The following is a 16,452-nucleotide window of genomic DNA, read 5'->3' as shown; positions in this document are numbered from 1 at the left end:
TTGCCATTCTGTCACTTGTTCAATGACAGCATCCGTCACCTTACTAATAAGGGAGGCAGATACATCGGCATCGTACATTTCTTTAAAGAAAGCAACAATTTCTCTATTTGTCATTCCTTTCGCATATAGCGAAAGAATTTGATCATCCATGCTAGTAATGCGCGTTTGATGCTTCTTAATAATCTGTGGTTCAAAAGAGCCGTCACGATCACGAGGGATATCTAAAGCAAGCTGCCCATCTTGTGTTAGAACTGTTTTGGAGCTAAAACCATTACGGCTATTTGAGCCTTTCTTGGGCTGATGCTTTTCATAACCCAGATGGTCTGAAAGTTCAGTATTGAGTGCAGTTTCAATCATGAATTTTTTAAAGACTGCTGTCATTTGGTTTAAGTCTTCTGGTGTTTTTAGACCTTTAGCCAATTCGGCAGCCATACTTTTGATTGTTGCTTCATCCATGTGAAGTACCTTTTGTAATTATCCTCTGAAGGATAAATGAAAATTAAGTACTTACACAAAATTTAGAACAGTCCCTATGTCGAAGAAAATCGCCAACTTTCTGCCATCGCTCTGGTTACTCATGTGTTTAACAGTAAAGCTGATCTGTATTTATCCCAATTAGACCATGACACTGTGGACCTGTTTATTCAGGCGCTGCAAGATGACTTTATCCTGATCAATCATTATGGAGAAGCATTCGGTCATACCCGAATTCATGAATCATTTTTAAAGTTACGTCTGGAAGAATTTAAACTTACAGCCCTGGTTTTAGCCTTCAAGGCACAGCAACAGACTGGGCCAAGTGAATTGCAACAGCAGAGGGTGGAAGGCTAATACCAGCGATCTGTAAAAATGGTAGAAAGAGATATTGTTCATCAGCACAAGTGCTGTAGTTAAGCTAATATAGTTAAATAGATAAACTGAAACAAACTTGAGCTAATCTATATGGCATGATATAGCTGGTACCTAATTACAATAAGGAAACGCTCCATGACACGCGATTTTGAACAATTCCCCGATGATGAAAATGGTAATGTACTTTGGCAAATGGCCGAAGATGGCGATGACCTGACCGAAGCGCATGAAATTGAATTTTCCATTGCTTTTCAGTCTGAAGAACAGGCACAAAAATGTGCACTTTATCTGCTTAAAGAAGAGCAAAAAATTAGCCTGTTTGAAGATGAAGAAGCCGATACGGTCGAGTGGATTATTACCATTTATGTGTATATGGAACCTGAATATTCAGACATCGTCGATCTGGAAGAATGGTTCACTAAAATTGCGACGCAATATGATGGCGAATATGATGGCTGGGGCTGCATGGCCTATGTCTATGAAGATGAAGAATGGGAAAATGAAGTCAAAAGTTAATCCATATTCCTAAAAAAAATTAACAGGTTGGGGATGATCCAAGTTAAGCCAATCGGATTGAACCTGTTAAAACACGCCTTAAGCATTTAGATGCTTAGGGCTTTTTTAATGGCAAAATTTTATTAAAAGCATCAGAAATGAGCTGAAACTCAGCGCTGCATGACTAAAAGTGGGTTTCTCATTATTTTTAAGTTTCTATCTGTTTTAATTCTTCTGAATTTTTAATTTAAATATTTGATTTTAATAAGGTTGTGTTGCGATTTTTAACTCAGCTATTTGAATGTCATCTCTCTGCGTTGTTTACCAAATACCTGCAATGTATTTACCAAGCACTTCCTTTGTAAAGAAAACTCTTTGCTAGATTAATACATAAATTGCAAAAAAGTTTATCTCTATTCCCAGAAAAAAAGGAGCATAGCATGGCAGTCAATCACTATGTGGCCTATGGTCCAGAAGTAGAGCAAAAACAGGAAAATGAAGAAGCAGACATTCAGCACATCGTAGAGTATATGGCGCAAACCCATACTCAGGTTTTTGACAAGCATCGTCATGCGGTACGAGATGCACATGCAAAATCTCATGGTTTTTTAAAAGGCATTTTGATCATTCCGGAAAACCTGCCCAATCACTTGGCACAGGGAATTTTTGCCCATCCGGGTTATTATGATGTCATTGTGCGTCTGTCTGCCGCTTCTGGAGATTTGCGTAGTGATAAAACACCCGCACCTCATGGTTTTGCCCTTAAAATTTTAAATGTACCGGGCGAGCGCTTATTGCCAGAAGATTCAAGCGATGGAAAAAATCAGGATTTCCTGATGGTCAATATTCCGGTGCTGGCTTTTGGGACGGTACGTAAATATATGCAAATGCTGCCTTTCATCATTGAAGGAGAAAGAACGCCTGAACTGGTCATGCATAGCCTGCGCAATGTCATTCGTGGAATGGATCATCTGCTCAATCGCGCTGGCTTGCCAGCATCTACGATGATAAAAGGTCTGGCACGCAGTCAACATCATGTGCTAGGAGAAACCTATCACAGTATGGCTGCTCTTCGTTATGGCAACTATATTGCCAAAATGAGTGTGGCACCTGAATCTGAATCGGTGAAGCAGTTGACCGGTCTACAGATGCATATTCAGGATGATTCTGGCATACGTGATCTGGTACAGGACTTTTTCAAGCATAATACGGCTGAATATGTGATTCGCGCCCAGCTCTGTACTCATCTGGGCCGTATGCCTGTCGAAGATGCGTCGGTCTTATGGGATGAGGATGAGTCACCGCATCAGGCCATTGGAACTTTACATTTTCCGCGGCAAAATACCTTCAGTCCGGCACGTCGGGTTTATTCGGATGACGTGCTGTCTTTTACCCCATGGCATGGGGTAAAACAACATCAGCCTCTGGGTTCCATCATGCGTGTACGTATGCAGGCTTATGAACGTTCATCCTGTTTTCGGCACTGTATGAACATCCAGCCCCGCACAGAACCCAATGATATTGATGATATGCCAGATTAAATATTCACAGCCGGATTTTACACTCAGACTAAAAATACCTGCCTGAATGCAGCTGTTTTAGACCTATACTGTTTAGGGATATTTTAATTGCTGATTAACAAGGAAGTGAAAAACCTGCTTAATATTGTATTAAAGTCCTACATAGTCATAGAGTAACAGCAATAGTTTTCATCTTAGATCAGCATTTAAAAACAACAATAAGATGAGGTTGTAAAATGAGCAAAAGTAATACGGTTAAATTGCATCGGGTATTGAGCGCACCCCCAGAACGGGTGTTTAAAGCCTTTATTGATCTGGATGCTCTGGTTAAATGGATGGCACCGCATGGTTTTACCGCGAAGGTTCATCATCTGGATGCAAAAGTGGGTGGAAGCTATAAAATGTCGTTTAGCAATTTTTCTACTGGTTCCAGCCATTCCTTTGCTGGCACCTATCATGAAATCATTCCCAATCAATTGTTACGCTATACTGACCAGTTCAATGATCCCAATTTTCCCGGAAACATTGAAGTGGTCATTCAATTCAAAGCAGTGTCGGTGGGAACTGAAGTGCATATTACCCAATCGGGTATTCCTGATGTTATTCCAGTGGAAGCCTGTTATTTGGGATGGCAGGAATCTTTGCAACTGCTCACTTTACTGGTCACTCCTGAAATTCCAGATCAATAGTGCTTTACAATGCAAATTCAAATTAAACGTGCCTATGCCGAAGTTTTACCTTCAGATGGCAAACGTATTCTGGTTGACTGACTGTGGCCCAGAGGCATTAAAAAGGAAGATGCCAAAATTGATTTGTGGGTTAAAGAAATCACGCCATCGACTGAGCTGCGAAAATGGTATGCGCATGACCCCGAACATTGGGACGAATTTCAGCAACGTTACAGGGCTGAACTGCGTTCACAAGCAGAGTTGTTGCAGCAAATTAGAGAAATCGCTAAACAGGAAAAAATTAGTCTTATCACCGCAGTAAAAAGTGAAAGATATAACCATGTGATTGTACTCAAACAGGTTTTAGAGGAAAGGTGAAAGCATCTGCTAAGTAGATTTATTCCATAATTTAAATAAGGTTTTAGCAGGTGTTTGGCGGATAAAATGCTATAGTAGCGTTTTTGAGGTTTTTTTTATGTCTTTGCCAAATTGCCCCAAATGTAATTCAGAATATGCTTATCAAGATGGCGATTTGCTGATTTGCCCAGAATGCGCTCATGAGTGGAAAGAGGGTGAAAGCAGTACTGAACAGGCTACAATTATTAAAGATGCAAATGGCAATGTGCTTGCTGATGGCGATACAGTTACCCTGATTAAAGATCTGAAAATTAAAGGTTCTTCATCGGTGATTAAAGTCGGAACCAAGGCGAAGAATATTCGTTTATTACCTGACTCAAGTGATGGTCATGATCTGGACTGTAAAGTGGATGGTTTTGGTGCCATGAAATTAAAATCTGAATTTGTGAAAAAAGCTTAATTCACTACATTAAAAAACCAAAAAAGCTCTGGCGACATGCTGGAGCTTTTTTATGAGCTGGTGCCCATTTGCGCATGATTTTGGAATTGGTTTTTTATAATGGCTATGCTTGATTCAACATTGAGATATCTATCTGATGATTACTCCCTTCATGCTATAACTACCGTCCTTCATCTTAAAGAATTGTTGTTATGCCGCATATCCATCTTGAATATTCAGACAATGTAGAAAATTTTCAAGCAAAATCCCTCTTGCTTGCTTTAAATCAGGCGCTGGTTGATGGAGCTTATGTGACTGCCGCAAATGAGCTAAAAAGCCGTGCCATTTGCCAGCACGACTATGTCATTGGTTTGGGAGATGTTTCACAAGCCTATGTCCATGCGAAAGTTTCTTTATTGGCTGGATGTAGTTTGGAGTTACAACAGCAAATTGCTCAAGTGATTCTACACACACTTGAACAGCACATACCAGCTCAAAGCCAAGTCAGTGTACAGATTTGTGTGGAAATATTGGAAATGCAGAAAGCCACTTACGCTAAAAAATTGTTTAAGGCTTTGCTTCCTGATTTAGTCCGCGGGTATAGAGAGAATAGGTTGGCAATTTTTCTCTTGCATGTATGTTTACTGTGCTTGGCTAGAAATAGCCAAGCGTGTATTTAAGACGATAAATCATTCAAATATAAATCTAAACAATGATTATAAAATGTACTTTTTTTGAAATAAAAAGTCATTTTTATTTCATATAAATAGCGTATTTTTAATCATATAAATTCGATTCTTTTATAACTTTTACAATAACAAGGGGAGTATTTTATATGGCAGGATGGTATGAAGTCAGTCAGGCCAGCGATGGACAATATCGCTTTGTTTTGAAAGCTGGCAATGGGGAAGTGATTCTGAGCAGCGAATTATACAAGAGCAAAGCTTCGGCACAGAATGGCATTGAGTCCGTACAAAAAAATAGCCCTGAGGATAGCCGCTATGAACGTCTGGAAGCGAAAAACGGTAAGCCTTATTTCAATTTAAAGGCAGCCAATCATCAAATTATTGGCACCAGCCAACTGTATGCAAGTGAGCAGGCACGCGAGAAAGGAATTGAGTCGGTAAAAAATAACGGTTCCAGCACCACCATTAAGGACCTGATTGCATAAATCAAATCAATGCTCAGATTAAAGCATGTATCAATACATGCTTTATTTTTGAGTAGAGAAAAACCAGCTAGAGTCTGAGATCAAACCCGAATAGCGGGCTGATCATCAGGTTTTTATGCAGCTTTCTATGTGGTAGAGGGATTTAAAAACGCTTAGGAATGCGCTGCCCATTTGGTACTGGAGATTCTGCCTTTTTCAGCACACCAAACAGCCAGGTTTCTGCATGATTCACCGCTTGTTTTAAATCGTCACCTTGCGCCAAACGACCGGCAATGAAACTGGCCAATGAGCAACCTGAACCGTGATATTCACCTTCAAGGCGAGGACATCGGGTTTCAGACACCAGCTTGCCATCAATATATAAGGCATTGCGGATATAATCTGGGGTATCCTCGTGTCCGCCTTTGACTAAAACTGCTTTGGCGCCCATGGCAAAAAGTTTTGCCGTTGCCTGGTCAATATCTTCAAGACCGGTTAAGGCACGAAGCTCTACCGTATTCGGGGTCAGTACAGTCGCTAGCGGAATCAGTTCGACAAAGGCTTTCACCAGTGTGGCTTGATCACCCAGTGAACCGCCACTATTGGCTACCAGTACCGGATCGAGCACATACAGATATTCAGGATGTTCACGTAAAAATTCAGCCAAAGCTGCAATATTGTTTGTGGTGCCTAACATGCCTGATTTAACACATTTAATTGGTAAGTCACCCACCACGGCATGCGCCTGAGCTAACAGTAATTCTTTCGCAGTGGCTTCAAAGCCAAACACTTGTTGCGAGTTTTGAATGGTCAGCGCAGTACAGGCAATTGCTGCATGTGCACCACTTTGGCCAATCGCTTCAATATCTGCCTGTAAGCCAGCGCCACCGGATGGATCTAAACCAGAAAAGCAAAGTACAGTAGGGCGCACAATGATGTCCTTAAATCACAAAATTTGCGTTAGTATAGGCAACTTTGAGCCAAGTCTCGATAGTATTTGTGAAGTAAAATTTAGGTTGAAGGGTCGGTGGGTGATTAAGAATATTTTGATTGATTTGGATGGAACATTAACTGATCCCAAAGTAGGGATTACCACTTCAGCGCGTTATGGTCTGGCCAAAGTAGGTCATCCGATTGCCGATGACGTCAACATAGACTGGATTATTGGTCCACCTTTGCAGGCATCTTTGGCGAAAATTTTAAATGTGCCGGTGGATGATGTTTTGGCTGAACAGGCCTTGATGGGCTATCGGGAACGTTTTGCTGTGACCGGCTTGTATGAAAATCATGTTTTTGAAGATGTGGCTGCAACTTTGCAAACCTTGCAGCAAAAAGGTTTCCGTTTGTATTTGGCTACGGCAAAACCTCAAATCTATGCCAAGCAGATTTTAGAACATTTTGATCTGCTGCAATATTTTACTTATGCTTATGGCAGTGAGCTGAATGGTGAGCGTACCAACAAGGGCGATTTGATTGCCTATATCCTTGAAAAGGAAAAGTTAGATCCGGCTGAATGTGTGATGGTGGGTGACCGTGAGCATGATATTTTTGGTGCTCGCAGCAATGGTATAGACACCATCGCAGTGGACTATGGTTATGGTTCTGATGCGGAGCTTACTCAGGCAAAACCTAAAGCACGGATAGCCAAATTTTCCGATCTGCTTCAATTTTTTTGATCACTCAATACAAGCAAGTAGTTCCCTGAGTACCTCCCCTGAATCAAGCTTTTGGGACCGTTAACGTAGATCCAGATAAAAACTTTCCTTCACTTCCTCCATGACAATGTAACTGTGTGAGGAAGCGGAGGAGGGAAGTTTTTTGAGTAAGTCGCCAAGTAGACGTCGATAGGCGCTCATTTCTTTTAAGCGTGCTTTCACCAGATAGTCAAATTCGCCTGAAATCAGGTGACATTCCAGAACTTCAGGAATTTCCACCAAATCGCGTGCAACCTGATCGAACACATCGCCTGATTTGGCGGATAGTTTTATTTCTAAAAATACCAGCAAGTTGCGATCGACCAGTTGCGGATTCAGCCGCGCGTAATAGCCCATGATGATGCCATCGCGTTCCAGACGTTTGACCCGTTCCGAACAGGGGGTGGTAGACAGGTTGACCCGAAATGCCAATTCGCTGATGGCAATCCGTCCATCGCACTGCAAAATATCCAGAATCTGCTGATCTATACGATCCAATTTACGCATTATGATTTTCCTTTTTTTAGAATTTTTTCGCGACGAAACTATTAAATTACCTGGATTATAGTGCTTAAAACAGTGAAAAAAACTATCAATCAAAAAATATACTAGTGAAATAAACTAGTATGCGTTAGGGATAAGCAATGCGTGTAATTGTCTTAGGTAGTGGTGTCATTGGTGTTGCAAGTGCGTATTACCTCGCACAACAGGGAGCAACCGTTACTGTCTTGGACCGTCAGTCTGGTCCTGCTGAAGAAACCAGTTTTGCCAATGCAGGTCAGGTTTCGCCGGGTTATTCGACGCCATGGGCAGCACCCGGTATTCCATTCAAAGCAGTCAAGTGGATGTTCCAGCATCATGCACCGCTCGCCATCAATATGGATGGCAGCATGTGGCAATTACAGTGGATGGCGCAGATGCTCAAGAACTGTAATCCACATAGTTATGCGATTAATAAAGAGCGCATGACCCGGGTGGCAGAGTATAGCCGTGACTGCCTCAGAGAGCTGCGTAAAGAGACCGGCATTCATTATGAAAACCGTTCTAAAGGCACTTTGCAAGTTTTTCGTAATGAAGCGCAACTAGACATGGTTCAACGTGACATTCAGGTGTTAAAAGAATGCGGTGTGGAGCATGAACTTTTGCTCAAAGATGATCTGGCCAAAGTGGAGCCGGCTTTGGAATTTGCCAAAGATAAACTGGTCGGTGGCCTGCATCTGCCAAATGATGAAACCGGCGATTGCTACCTCTTTACCAATGCACTGGCAAACTTGGCCAAAGAGCTGGGTGTAGAGTTTAAGTTCAACCAAAATGTTGAAAAACTGGTGGTTGAAGGCGATGATATCAAGGGCGTGGTGGTAAATGGACAAGTCCTCACTGCAGACCGTTATGTCTTGGCGTTTGGCAGTTATTCACGTGACTTTTTAAAACCATTGCACCTGAACCTGCCGGTTTATCCGGTGAAAGGCTATTCACTGACCATTCCTATTGTAGATCCTGCATTTGCACCGCAGTCTACCGTGCTGGATGAGACTTACAAGATTGCGATTACCCGTTTTGATCAGCGTATCCGGGTGGGGGGTATGGCTGAGCTGAGTGGTTTTAACCATGGCTTGAACCAGGATCGTCGTGCGACTCTGGAAATGGTCACCAAAGATTTATTCCCAGGTGGAAACCTTGCAGAAGCGACATTCTGGACCGGTTTACGTCCAATGACGCCAGATTCTACCCCGATTATTGGCGCAACGCGTTTCAAAAACCTGTTCCTCAACACTGGTCACGGCACGCTGGGATGGACCATGGCCTGCGGTTCAGGCAAGTTGATCAGCGACCTGGTCATGAATCATCAACCGGACATCAGTACCGAAGGTCTATCGATCCAACGTTACCCTTCAGCAGCCTAATCTGTTTTAGGTCATATTGATTCAAGGAAGAACAACATGCCACGTCCCATTACTGCAGTGATTCATCGTCAGTCACTGCAGCACAATTTAAATGTTGCCCGTACCAAAATGCCGAATAGCCAAGTCTATGCGGTGGTGAAAGCGAATGCCTATGGTCATGGTATTGAGCGTGTCTATCAAGCTTTCAAATCTGCCGATGGTTTTGCGCTGCTCGATTTGGCAGAGGCGAAACGCATTCGTGCTCTGGGCTGGAAAGGTCCTGTCTTATTGCTTGAAGGCATCTTTTCCGAGCAAGATCTGTTTGACTGTGATGAGCTGAATTTGAGTTTCACCCTTCATAGCCAATATCAGATTGAATGGTTAGCCCGATTCCCCAGACCAGCCCGGTTTGATGTTTATTTAAAAATGAACAGTGGTATGAACCGTCTGGGTTTTACGGCTGTTCATTACCGCGACATCTGGCAACAATTATCTCAAATGAATAATGTTCAAAGCATCACTCACATGATGCATTTCTCCGATGCTGACGGAGATCGTTTGGGCCGTTCTGGCATCGAACATCAGTGTCAAATTTTCGATGCCGTCATTCAGGATCTGCCGGGCGCGCGTTCCGTATCTAACAGTGCAGCCATCTTACGCCATCAGCAGTTGCAATCGGATGTGATTCGTAGCGGTATTATGCTTTACGGCAGTTCTCCCGATTTCCCCGCACATAGCATTGATGACTGGAACCTGCAGCCTGCAATGAGTCTGCGTAGTGAGATCATTGCCGTTCAACAGCTTAAAGCGGGGGATAGTGTAGGTTACGGCTCAAAGTTCATTGCTGAAACTGATATGCGTATTGGTGTGGTGGCTTGCGGTTATGCCGATGGTTATCAGCGCATTACCGCAACAGGTACGCCCATTTTAGTCGATGGTCAACGCAGCAGTTTGGTCGGACGTGTCGGCATGGATATGCTCGCGGTCGATTTATCTCATCTCCCAAGTGCCCAAGTCGGTAGTGAAGTGGTGCTGTGGGGTACATCGAAACATGGCACTGTGCTTAGTATTGATGAAGTGGCGGCAGGTTCAGGCACCATTGGCTATGAGCTGATGTGTGCTGTCACTGCACGCGTCAATTTTATCCAAGATTAAATTTTTAAAAAATCAGATCATTCATTCAATTTATTGATACAAGGAAATGTAGATGTCTCATAGCGATATAGAAAAGTTCAATAGCAACGCCGTCATGAGCGCCGTGACGGTGTTCAATCAGGTAGTTTATCTGTCAGGACAAGTACCTAAGAACACCGGTAATGGTGTCGCAGGTCAGACCCATGAAATTTTAGCCACCATTGATGAACTGCTGGCTTTGGCCGGAACCGATAAATCCCGACTGCTGTCTGCACAGCTTTATATTAAAAATCTCGCTGACTTTTCAACCGTCAATGCCATCTGGATTGACTGGATGAAAGGTTGTACTCCTCCTTCACGTGCCACCATTCAGGCAGATCTAGTCAATCCGGACTGGTTGATTGAAATTGCGGTAACGGCGGCACAGCCTTAATGTCAAAAATCTCCCCCGTATGGCAGCAAAGCGGTTGAGACCGATGTGCTGCCTGGCGTGTAAATGTCGCTGGTTGGGATGACTGGCAATGTAAAGCACATGGTTTACACGCAATCGTATGTTAAAAGGATGTTCAGTTATGACCACTACACCACGAGCAGACGATGCCCAGGCATCATCGCATGAACTACAACGAAAACTGTCCAACCGTCACCTGCAACTTATTGCCATTGGTGGCGCGATTGGGACAGGCCTGTTTATGGGCTCAGGCAAAACCATCTCCCTGGCTGGCCCTTCAATTTTATTGATCTATACCATCATTGGTACCATGTTCTTTTTCCTGATGCGTGCATTGGGCGAAATTTTACTCTCCAACCTGCATTACAAATCCTTTATCGATATGGCGCATGACCTGATTGGTCCGGGTGCAGGCTACTATATTGGCTGGTCCTACTGGCTGGGCTGGGTGCTGGTTGGCATCGCAGACTTGGCTGCTATTATCAACTATCTCAGCTTTTGGCTGCCTGAAGGTATGGCCTTTACCCCATCAGGACAGGCCATGATCAGCGTGGCCTGCGTGTTACTGGTGCTCGGTATTAATATGCTCGCCGTACGTCTGTTTGGTGAAATTGAATTCTGGTTTGCTCTCATCAAAATTTTAGCCATTTTGGGACTGATTGGTATTGGCGGATTTATGGTGTTTAACCATTTTCATGCGCCGGGTGGTTCGTTTGCCAGTTTTAGTAATGTCTGGTCGCATGGCGGCATGTTTCCGCAAGGTGGCAGCGGTTTTCTGGCTGGTTTCCAGATTGCCTTATTCGCTTTTGTCGGTGTGGAACTGATCGGAACTATGGCAGCAGAAACCCAAGACCCTGAAAAGAATTTGCCCAAAGCGGTGAATGCCATTCCGACCCGGATTATTTTATTCTATGTGTTGTCGTTATTCATTGTGATGTCGGTGACCCCGTGGAACCAGATTCCTGCGGATCAAAGTCCCTTTGTGTCGCTGTTCATGCATGCGGGTATTGGTGCAGCAGCGATTATCATGAACCTGGTGGTGCTGTCATCGGTCATGTCCTCCATGAACAGTGGTGTGTTTTCAACATCACGCATGCTGTTTGGCTTGGCGCGGGAAGGGCAGGCTCCTCAAAACCTGGCGCAATTGTCTAAGCGTGCTGTGCCTGCCAAAGGTTTATTGTTCTCTTGTGCCTTTATTATGGCGGGTGCAGCATTACAATACTTTGTACCAAACACGGTTGAAGCCTTTACTTTAGCAAGTTCGCTGTGCGTGATTTTGTTTATCAGTATCTGGAGCATCATCATGGTGTGCTATATCCGTTACCGTAAACTGCGCCCAGAACTGCATGCCCAGTCAGCCTTTAAAATGCCGGGCGGGATATGGATGTCCTATGTGGTACTGGTGTTCTTATTCTTTACTTTGATTATTTTAAGTCTGGAAGCCGATACTTTGCGTGCCCTGATGATCAGTCCGATTTGGCTGCTTATTTTAGCCGTGACTTATCATCTCCTGTATAAACCGCGGATCCGTAAACGTCATCAGGACATGCTGGTGAAACGCAATCAGGAAATGTTGAACTAAGTTTCTCTCAGATATGGTTTTTGTCAGATGTAAAAAAGCCCTCGATTGAGGGCTTTTTTGATGCTTAGAAAATGGGTTTCACTACCACTAGAATTACCACGGCAAATAAAATCAGCGTTGGCATTTCATTAAAGAAGCGCCAGAACTTGTGTGATTTGTAATGTGCATTGCCAATCAGTTTTTTACGGTAATAACCACAAACAAAATGATAAATTACCAATAATCCGACCAATCCGACTTTCAGGTAAAACCACAGTGCGTCGTGGTAATGACGCGTTGCATCACCCCAATCGACCAGAAAGTGCGCGGTGATGAGTGTTGCAACCATTGAGGGCCACATGATGCCACGGTATAGCTTACGTTCCATGACTTCAAAACGCTGATGACTCACTGCATCATCACTCATGGCATGGTAAACGTATAGACGTGGCAGGTAGAACAATGCAGCAAACCAGCAAACCACAGCAATAATATGTAATGCTTTTACCCACAAGAAAGCATCAGAAGGAGCATCCATCCATTCACCCTTTTAAAGGGCAGTGTGGCAGAAGTTGATCATCCATGGCTGAATGATCAACACTTCTTAGCTTAGCCTTCCCATTTTTTGAAAACGAGACAAGCATTTACACCGCCAAAACCGAAACTGTTACTCATCACAGTATTCAATTTTGCGTCACGTTTTTCAAGTACGATATCAAACGGTTTTGCACCTTCATCCAGTTCAGTCACGTTGATGTTTGGCGCAATAAAGTCATTTTGCATCATCAAAACAGAGTAAATGGCTTCATGCACGCCCGCAGCACCCAGGCTGTGACCGGTCATAGACTTGGTTGAGCTGATAGGCGGTACTTGACCTTCACCAAATGCACGTTCCATGGCTTTCAGTTCAGTCACGTCACCAGCTGGAGTTGAAGTACCATGGGTATTCACATAGTCAATCTTGTCAACGCCATGCTGTTTCGCTTCTTCAAGGGCCATCAGAATGCAGCGTGTTGCGCCTTCACCGCTTGGAGCAACCATGTCTGCACCATCACTGTTTGCAGCATAGCCAACTACTTCAGCCAGGATATTTGCACCACGTGCTTGCGCATGTTCCAGTGATTCAAGCACCACAAAACCACCACCACCGGCAATCACGAAACCGTCACGGTCAGCCGAATATGGGCGAGACGCTGTTTCAGGCGTGTCATTGTATTTAGAGCAAAGTGCACCCATCGCATCAAACAGCAAGCTTTGAGACCAGTGATCTTCTTCACCACCACCAGCAAGCATTAAATCCTGTTTGCCGAGTTGAATCAGGTTATAGGCATAACCAATGGCATCTGCAGAAGTAGCACATGCGCTGGTAATGGTATGTGCCACACCTTGTAATTTGAATGCCACACCTACGTTTGCGGTAATGGTGTTGGTCATGTTGCGAGGAACAAAGAAAGGACCTACTTTACGCGCACCCTTGGTTTGCAGTAATTCGTTCATTTCAATGACAGATGCAGTTGAACCACCACCTGAACCACCGGTAATCCCATAACGTGGGTTGCCCGCCAAATCTTCAACGCTTAAACCTGCATGTTCTACCGCAGCAACTGCCGAGTTGTAGGCATACATGGCACAAACACCCATAAAGCGTTTCAATTTACGGTCAATATGGTCAAAATCTTGTTCAGCGGCTGCACTGACATGGCTCTTAAAGTTTAATTCTGCATAAGTCGGGTTAAAACGTGTTCCAGAAATCCCGTTTTGTAAAGAATGAGTGACATCTTCTAAAGAATTACCAATGCATGAGTTGATACCCATACCAGTGATTACAACACGCTTCATCTAAAGATCCCTTATATGGTGATATTTTTGAGTAAACGCAGCTGATTCAGGCAGAAAAGTAAAAACCTCAATCCAGCGCATTACTCATGTCTTTCGGTCGCATTCATGATAGCAGAAAGGGTTTTGAATTCTTATGGCAAATATTATGCCTATTTCGACAGTATGTATCTGTAATGTTTAGGCGGCATAATTAACTAAAAGATACACATTCGTGTTGAGATAAACTTAGACTACACCTAGTATTTATCAATAATTGTAAGAATAGAAGATGAGGGTAAAAGAATGGCAGATACCAATAATAAACATTCAGGTGGATTCCTCTCCAATGCTTTGGGAGTGGCTAAAAAGATCAGTGCAACAGGAATGAGTGCACTGAATTACGCGGCTGCCGAGCGTGCTGGCAAGGCTTCCGGGGCCTTGGCCAACGGTCATGTCATTGAGGGAAGTGCCCGTTCTCAAAGCGTATTTGAACCCAGAAAATATGATAATCCTCAACAAATGATGCGTGAGTATTTACCCAATGTCTCCAGACAATTACTGGGTCGCCAGTACAGCAAAGTGAATCGTGTGGCCAGTTTTGTTGTGCCGGACTTTTCAGACAAGGTTTCGGACTATTTTTTTGACCATTTAAATCAGTTCACTTCAAATCTCAGTTCTGTAGATACTGTACTGGATCAGGCTGGAGCAAAAGATTTACAGGAACTGACTCAGGATGTCGACCGTTCCAAACGGTTGAGCCAGGCTTTGGCTGAACAAAACAAATGGCTGGCTTCTATACAGGGGGCTGTTACCGGTGCCACAGGCGTAGTTGGTTCAGCGATTGACGTGCCTTTATCACTGCTCATGTCCTTGCGCATGATTTATCAGGTCGGGCGTGCCTATGGCTTTGAATTGAACAAAGATACCGAACAGGATATTGTCCAGTTTGTGTTTAAACAAATCGACTTGAGCCAGATTGCTGAAAAGCAGAGTGTATTGATGGCACTGAAAATCGTTTCTAATATGCTGCAAACCAATGACACTGCACAATTGCAAAACATGCTGGGTTCCAGCAATGACAGTGAGCCACTGAAAAAATGGCTGGTCAATGAAAATGGCGACATAAAATGGAACTGGTTAAATCATCTCCCAAACCTTTCATTGATCAGTAAATTAACGCCTGTTGCCGGAGCAGGTATAGGTGCAGCCTATAGCTGGAAACTGGTGGAAGATGTCAACCAGAAAGCCCAGCAAATATTTTCCCATGCCAGAAGCTATTTGCAGCAGCATCAGGGAGTGGAGTTGTCTCCTATTGCGGCTTATGAAAAATCCCTGGAGTTGTTGGCGCAGGCAGCGCCAAGATTGTTAAATCCCTTTACTAAAGACGAGCCAAATTCCGGCGAGCTTAAACTTGATCAGGACATTCCGGTGCAAGGGCATGGCACGATTGCCAAAGTAACTATTAAGAAGAAAGCAGATGATGCCATTGTTGATGATGAACGTAAAAGTGAGCGGGTAGAACAAGGATTAGAGTATTTGGCTGAACACATGGTTGAACCGCATGCTCAGGTTGAACCGCAAAAACCGGCTATCACGGTAGATGAACCGGAAATAGATGAATATATGCAGGCAGATGTTGAAGGAGCTGATGCAGGCACTGAGCAACTTGCTGCTTCGCAATCTGAACAAAATGAAGCCCCTAAGCTCGCCAAGAAAAAAGTTACAAAATAGAGTGCATAAAAGTCTGGAATTGCGTCTTTAAAAAAGCGTCTACTGACCAATATACAGGTAAGTGGTCAATATTTGACATGGTCTCGAATATTGACCATTTTTCTATCTTCGCTTACAATTGTGTGCCCTCAAAAAGTGGTATTTTTTTGAGGCTTTTTATTAACGGGAGAATTGCCAAATGGCAACAACAAATCAGTTGATCCGTAAGGGTCGTACGACTTTGATTGAAAAATCAAAAGTTCCTGCGTTGAAGGCTTGTCCACAACGTCGTGGTGTTTGTACACGTGTTTACACAACTACACCTAAAAAACCTAACTCAGCAATGCGTAAAGTTTGCCGTGTTCGCTTAACTTCTGGTTTTGAAGTATCAAGCTATATCGGTGGTGAAGGCCATAACCTACAAGAGCACAGTGTTGTGCTTATCCGTGGTGGTCGTGTTAAAGACTTACCAGGTGTACGTTACCATACCGTTCGTGGTTCTTTAGACTGCGCTGGTGTTAAAGATCGTAACCAGTCTCGTTCTAAATACGGTACTAAACGTCCTAAGAAATAATCTGTTTAGATTAGCTTTTTAAGAACGTAGAACCGCAATCCTTTATCGTCTCGCTTGTCTGATTTCTGCATTTAATTTTGTGAAATTCAAGCGACGTGTAGTAAGGCCAGCGAATGTACATGACACTTTGTACTCATGCTGGATAA

At 43.5% G+C, this 16,452-nt stretch carries 19 protein-coding genes and 1 pseudogene; 15 read left to right on the top strand and 5 right to left on the bottom strand.

The features are described 5' to 3' along the window. Positions 1–456, bottom strand: a 456-nt coding sequence (locus FTT87_RS07465; RefSeq protein WP_180082635.1) for a transposase, incomplete at its 3' end; no start/stop codon positions are given. A 123-nt stretch (positions 457–579) separates the two neighbouring features. On the opposite strand from FTT87_RS07465, the gene FTT87_RS07460 reads away from it, so the two are divergent. The 8 genes and pseudogenes from FTT87_RS07460 (at position 580) to FTT87_RS07425 (ending at position 5,502) form a co-directional block, all read left to right on the top strand. Further along, on the top strand, positions 580–831 hold the full coding sequence (locus FTT87_RS07460; protein WP_180043025.1) for a DUF4041 domain-containing protein: 252 nt from the start codon (positions 580–582) through the stop codon (positions 829–831). A 156-nt stretch (positions 832–987) separates the two neighbouring features. Continuing rightward, a complete protein-coding gene (locus FTT87_RS07455; protein ID WP_086197659.1) occupies positions 988–1,368 on the top strand; it encodes a ribonuclease E inhibitor RraB in 381 nt (126 codons plus the stop codon). Positions 1,369–1,787: 419 nt separating this feature from the next. Continuing rightward, on the top strand, positions 1,788–2,888 hold the full coding sequence (locus tag FTT87_RS07450; protein ID WP_180043024.1) for a catalase family protein: 1,101 nt from the start codon (positions 1,788–1,790) through the stop codon (positions 2,886–2,888). Between the two features lie 215 nt (positions 2,889–3,103). Beyond that, the gene (locus FTT87_RS07445; RefSeq protein ID WP_180043023.1) at positions 3,104–3,556 is read left to right on the top strand and encodes an SRPBCC family protein; all 453 of its coding nucleotides are present in this window, start codon (positions 3,104–3,106) and stop codon (positions 3,554–3,556) included. Between the two features lie 9 nt (positions 3,557–3,565). Continuing rightward, positions 3,566–3,913: pseudogene (locus FTT87_RS07440) on the top strand (DUF488 domain-containing protein). A gap of 97 nt (positions 3,914–4,010) precedes the next feature. Continuing rightward, complete coding sequence (locus FTT87_RS07435) at positions 4,011–4,352, top strand: zinc ribbon domain-containing protein YjdM (protein ID WP_166170817.1); 342 nt, start codon at positions 4,011–4,013, stop codon at positions 4,350–4,352. 191 nt (positions 4,353–4,543) lie between these two features. Further along, a complete protein-coding gene (locus FTT87_RS07430) occupies positions 4,544–5,011 on the top strand; it encodes a 5-carboxymethyl-2-hydroxymuconate isomerase (protein ID WP_180043022.1) in 468 nt (155 codons plus the stop codon). 155 nt (positions 5,012–5,166) lie between these two features. Then, positions 5,167–5,502 (top strand): YegP family protein, encoded by a 336-nt coding sequence (locus tag FTT87_RS07425; RefSeq protein WP_180043021.1) that lies wholly within the window; start codon positions 5,167–5,169, stop codon positions 5,500–5,502. 142 nt (positions 5,503–5,644) lie between these two features. Here the strand turns inward: FTT87_RS07425 and FTT87_RS07420 are convergent, their stop codons facing one another. After that, complete coding sequence (locus FTT87_RS07420; RefSeq protein ID WP_180043020.1) at positions 5,645–6,412, bottom strand: hydroxymethylpyrimidine/phosphomethylpyrimidine kinase; 768 nt, start codon at positions 6,410–6,412, stop codon at positions 5,645–5,647. Between the two features lie 100 nt (positions 6,413–6,512). On the opposite strand from FTT87_RS07420, the gene FTT87_RS07415 reads away from it, so the two are divergent. After that, a complete protein-coding gene (locus FTT87_RS07415; protein ID WP_180043019.1) occupies positions 6,513–7,157 on the top strand; it encodes an HAD-IA family hydrolase in 645 nt (214 codons plus the stop codon). 60 nt (positions 7,158–7,217) lie between these two features. Here FTT87_RS07415 and FTT87_RS07410 read toward each other — a convergent pair whose 3' ends face one another. After that, a complete protein-coding gene (locus FTT87_RS07410; protein WP_180043018.1) occupies positions 7,218–7,682 on the bottom strand; it encodes an Lrp/AsnC ligand binding domain-containing protein in 465 nt (154 codons plus the stop codon). 137 nt (positions 7,683–7,819) lie between these two features. On the opposite strand from FTT87_RS07410, the gene FTT87_RS07405 reads away from it, so the two are divergent. From FTT87_RS07405 to FTT87_RS07390, 4 genes are all read left to right on the top strand, one after another. Next, complete coding sequence (locus FTT87_RS07405; protein ID WP_086197650.1) at positions 7,820–9,079, top strand: D-amino acid dehydrogenase; 1,260 nt, start codon at positions 7,820–7,822, stop codon at positions 9,077–9,079. A 36-nt stretch (positions 9,080–9,115) separates the two neighbouring features. After that, entirely contained in the window at positions 9,116–10,213 is a 1,098-nt protein-coding gene (alr, locus tag FTT87_RS07400) for an alanine racemase (RefSeq protein WP_180043017.1), read from the top strand. A gap of 52 nt (positions 10,214–10,265) precedes the next feature. Further along, positions 10,266–10,625 carry a RidA family protein gene (locus FTT87_RS07395; RefSeq protein ID WP_180043016.1) on the top strand — a complete coding sequence of 120 codons (360 nt, stop codon included), beginning with the start codon at positions 10,266–10,268 and terminating at the stop codon, positions 10,623–10,625. Between the two features lie 139 nt (positions 10,626–10,764). After that, positions 10,765–12,225: an amino acid permease gene (locus FTT87_RS07390; RefSeq protein WP_180174609.1), complete on the top strand. Its 1,461-nt coding sequence runs from the start codon at positions 10,765–10,767 to the stop codon at positions 12,223–12,225. A 64-nt stretch (positions 12,226–12,289) separates the two neighbouring features. On the opposite strand, the gene hemJ is transcribed toward FTT87_RS07390, so the two are convergent. Together hemJ and FTT87_RS07380 are read right to left on the bottom strand one after the other, a co-directional pair. Next, the gene (hemJ, locus tag FTT87_RS07385) at positions 12,290–12,742 is read right to left on the bottom strand and encodes a protoporphyrinogen oxidase HemJ (RefSeq protein ID WP_180043014.1); all 453 of its coding nucleotides are present in this window, start codon (positions 12,740–12,742) and stop codon (positions 12,290–12,292) included. Between the two features lie 71 nt (positions 12,743–12,813). Continuing rightward, entirely contained in the window at positions 12,814–14,043 is a 1,230-nt protein-coding gene (locus FTT87_RS07380; protein ID WP_166170798.1) for a beta-ketoacyl synthase N-terminal-like domain-containing protein, read from the bottom strand. Positions 14,044–14,325: 282 nt separating this feature from the next. On the opposite strand from FTT87_RS07380, the gene FTT87_RS07375 reads away from it, so the two are divergent. Continuing rightward, on the top strand, positions 14,326–15,753 hold the full coding sequence (locus FTT87_RS07375) for an EcsC family protein (RefSeq protein WP_180174608.1): 1,428 nt from the start codon (positions 14,326–14,328) through the stop codon (positions 15,751–15,753). A 178-nt stretch (positions 15,754–15,931) separates the two neighbouring features. Next, positions 15,932–16,306: a 30S ribosomal protein S12 gene (gene rpsL, locus FTT87_RS07370; protein ID WP_004648013.1), complete on the top strand. Its 375-nt coding sequence runs from the start codon at positions 15,932–15,934 to the stop codon at positions 16,304–16,306. Positions 16,307–16,452: the final 146 nt, after the last annotated feature.

Source organism: Acinetobacter sp. YH01022 (genome assembly GCF_013420235.1).
Taxonomy (GTDB): domain Bacteria; phylum Pseudomonadota; class Gammaproteobacteria; order Pseudomonadales; family Moraxellaceae; genus Acinetobacter.
This window is presented reverse-complemented; position numbering and strand designations above follow the sequence as displayed.

What these genes read in the sequence shown, in the direction of transcription:
- FTT87_RS07410 (WP_180043018.1), bottom strand. Translation starts at nt 7,682, where the DNA reads ATGCGTAAATTGGATCGTATAGATCAGCAGATTCTGGATATTTTGCAG.
- FTT87_RS07450 (WP_180043024.1), top strand. Translation starts at nt 1,788, where the DNA reads ATGGCAGTCAATCACTATGTGGCCTATGGTCCAGAAGTAGAGCAAAAA.
- FTT87_RS07405 (WP_086197650.1), top strand. Translation starts at nt 7,820, where the DNA reads ATGCGTGTAATTGTCTTAGGTAGTGGTGTCATTGGTGTTGCAAGTGCG.
- FTT87_RS07435 (WP_166170817.1), top strand. Translation starts at nt 4,011, where the DNA reads ATGTCTTTGCCAAATTGCCCCAAATGTAATTCAGAATATGCTTATCAA.
- FTT87_RS07445 (WP_180043023.1), top strand. Translation starts at nt 3,104, where the DNA reads ATGAGCAAAAGTAATACGGTTAAATTGCATCGGGTATTGAGCGCACCC.
- FTT87_RS07375 (WP_180174608.1), top strand. Translation starts at nt 14,326, where the DNA reads ATGGCAGATACCAATAATAAACATTCAGGTGGATTCCTCTCCAATGCT.
- FTT87_RS07455 (WP_086197659.1), top strand. Translation starts at nt 988, where the DNA reads ATGACACGCGATTTTGAACAATTCCCCGATGATGAAAATGGTAATGTA.
- rpsL (WP_004648013.1), top strand. Translation starts at nt 15,932, where the DNA reads ATGGCAACAACAAATCAGTTGATCCGTAAGGGTCGTACGACTTTGATT.
- FTT87_RS07380 (WP_166170798.1), bottom strand. Translation starts at nt 14,043, where the DNA reads ATGAAGCGTGTTGTAATCACTGGTATGGGTATCAACTCATGCATTGGT.
- FTT87_RS07395 (WP_180043016.1), top strand. Translation starts at nt 10,266, where the DNA reads ATGTCTCATAGCGATATAGAAAAGTTCAATAGCAACGCCGTCATGAGC.
- FTT87_RS07390 (WP_180174609.1), top strand. Translation starts at nt 10,765, where the DNA reads ATGACCACTACACCACGAGCAGACGATGCCCAGGCATCATCGCATGAA.
- hemJ (WP_180043014.1), bottom strand. Translation starts at nt 12,742, where the DNA reads ATGGATGCTCCTTCTGATGCTTTCTTGTGGGTAAAAGCATTACATATT.
- alr (WP_180043017.1), top strand. Translation starts at nt 9,116, where the DNA reads ATGCCACGTCCCATTACTGCAGTGATTCATCGTCAGTCACTGCAGCAC.
- FTT87_RS07425 (WP_180043021.1), top strand. Translation starts at nt 5,167, where the DNA reads ATGGCAGGATGGTATGAAGTCAGTCAGGCCAGCGATGGACAATATCGC.
- FTT87_RS07430 (WP_180043022.1), top strand. Translation starts at nt 4,544, where the DNA reads ATGCCGCATATCCATCTTGAATATTCAGACAATGTAGAAAATTTTCAA.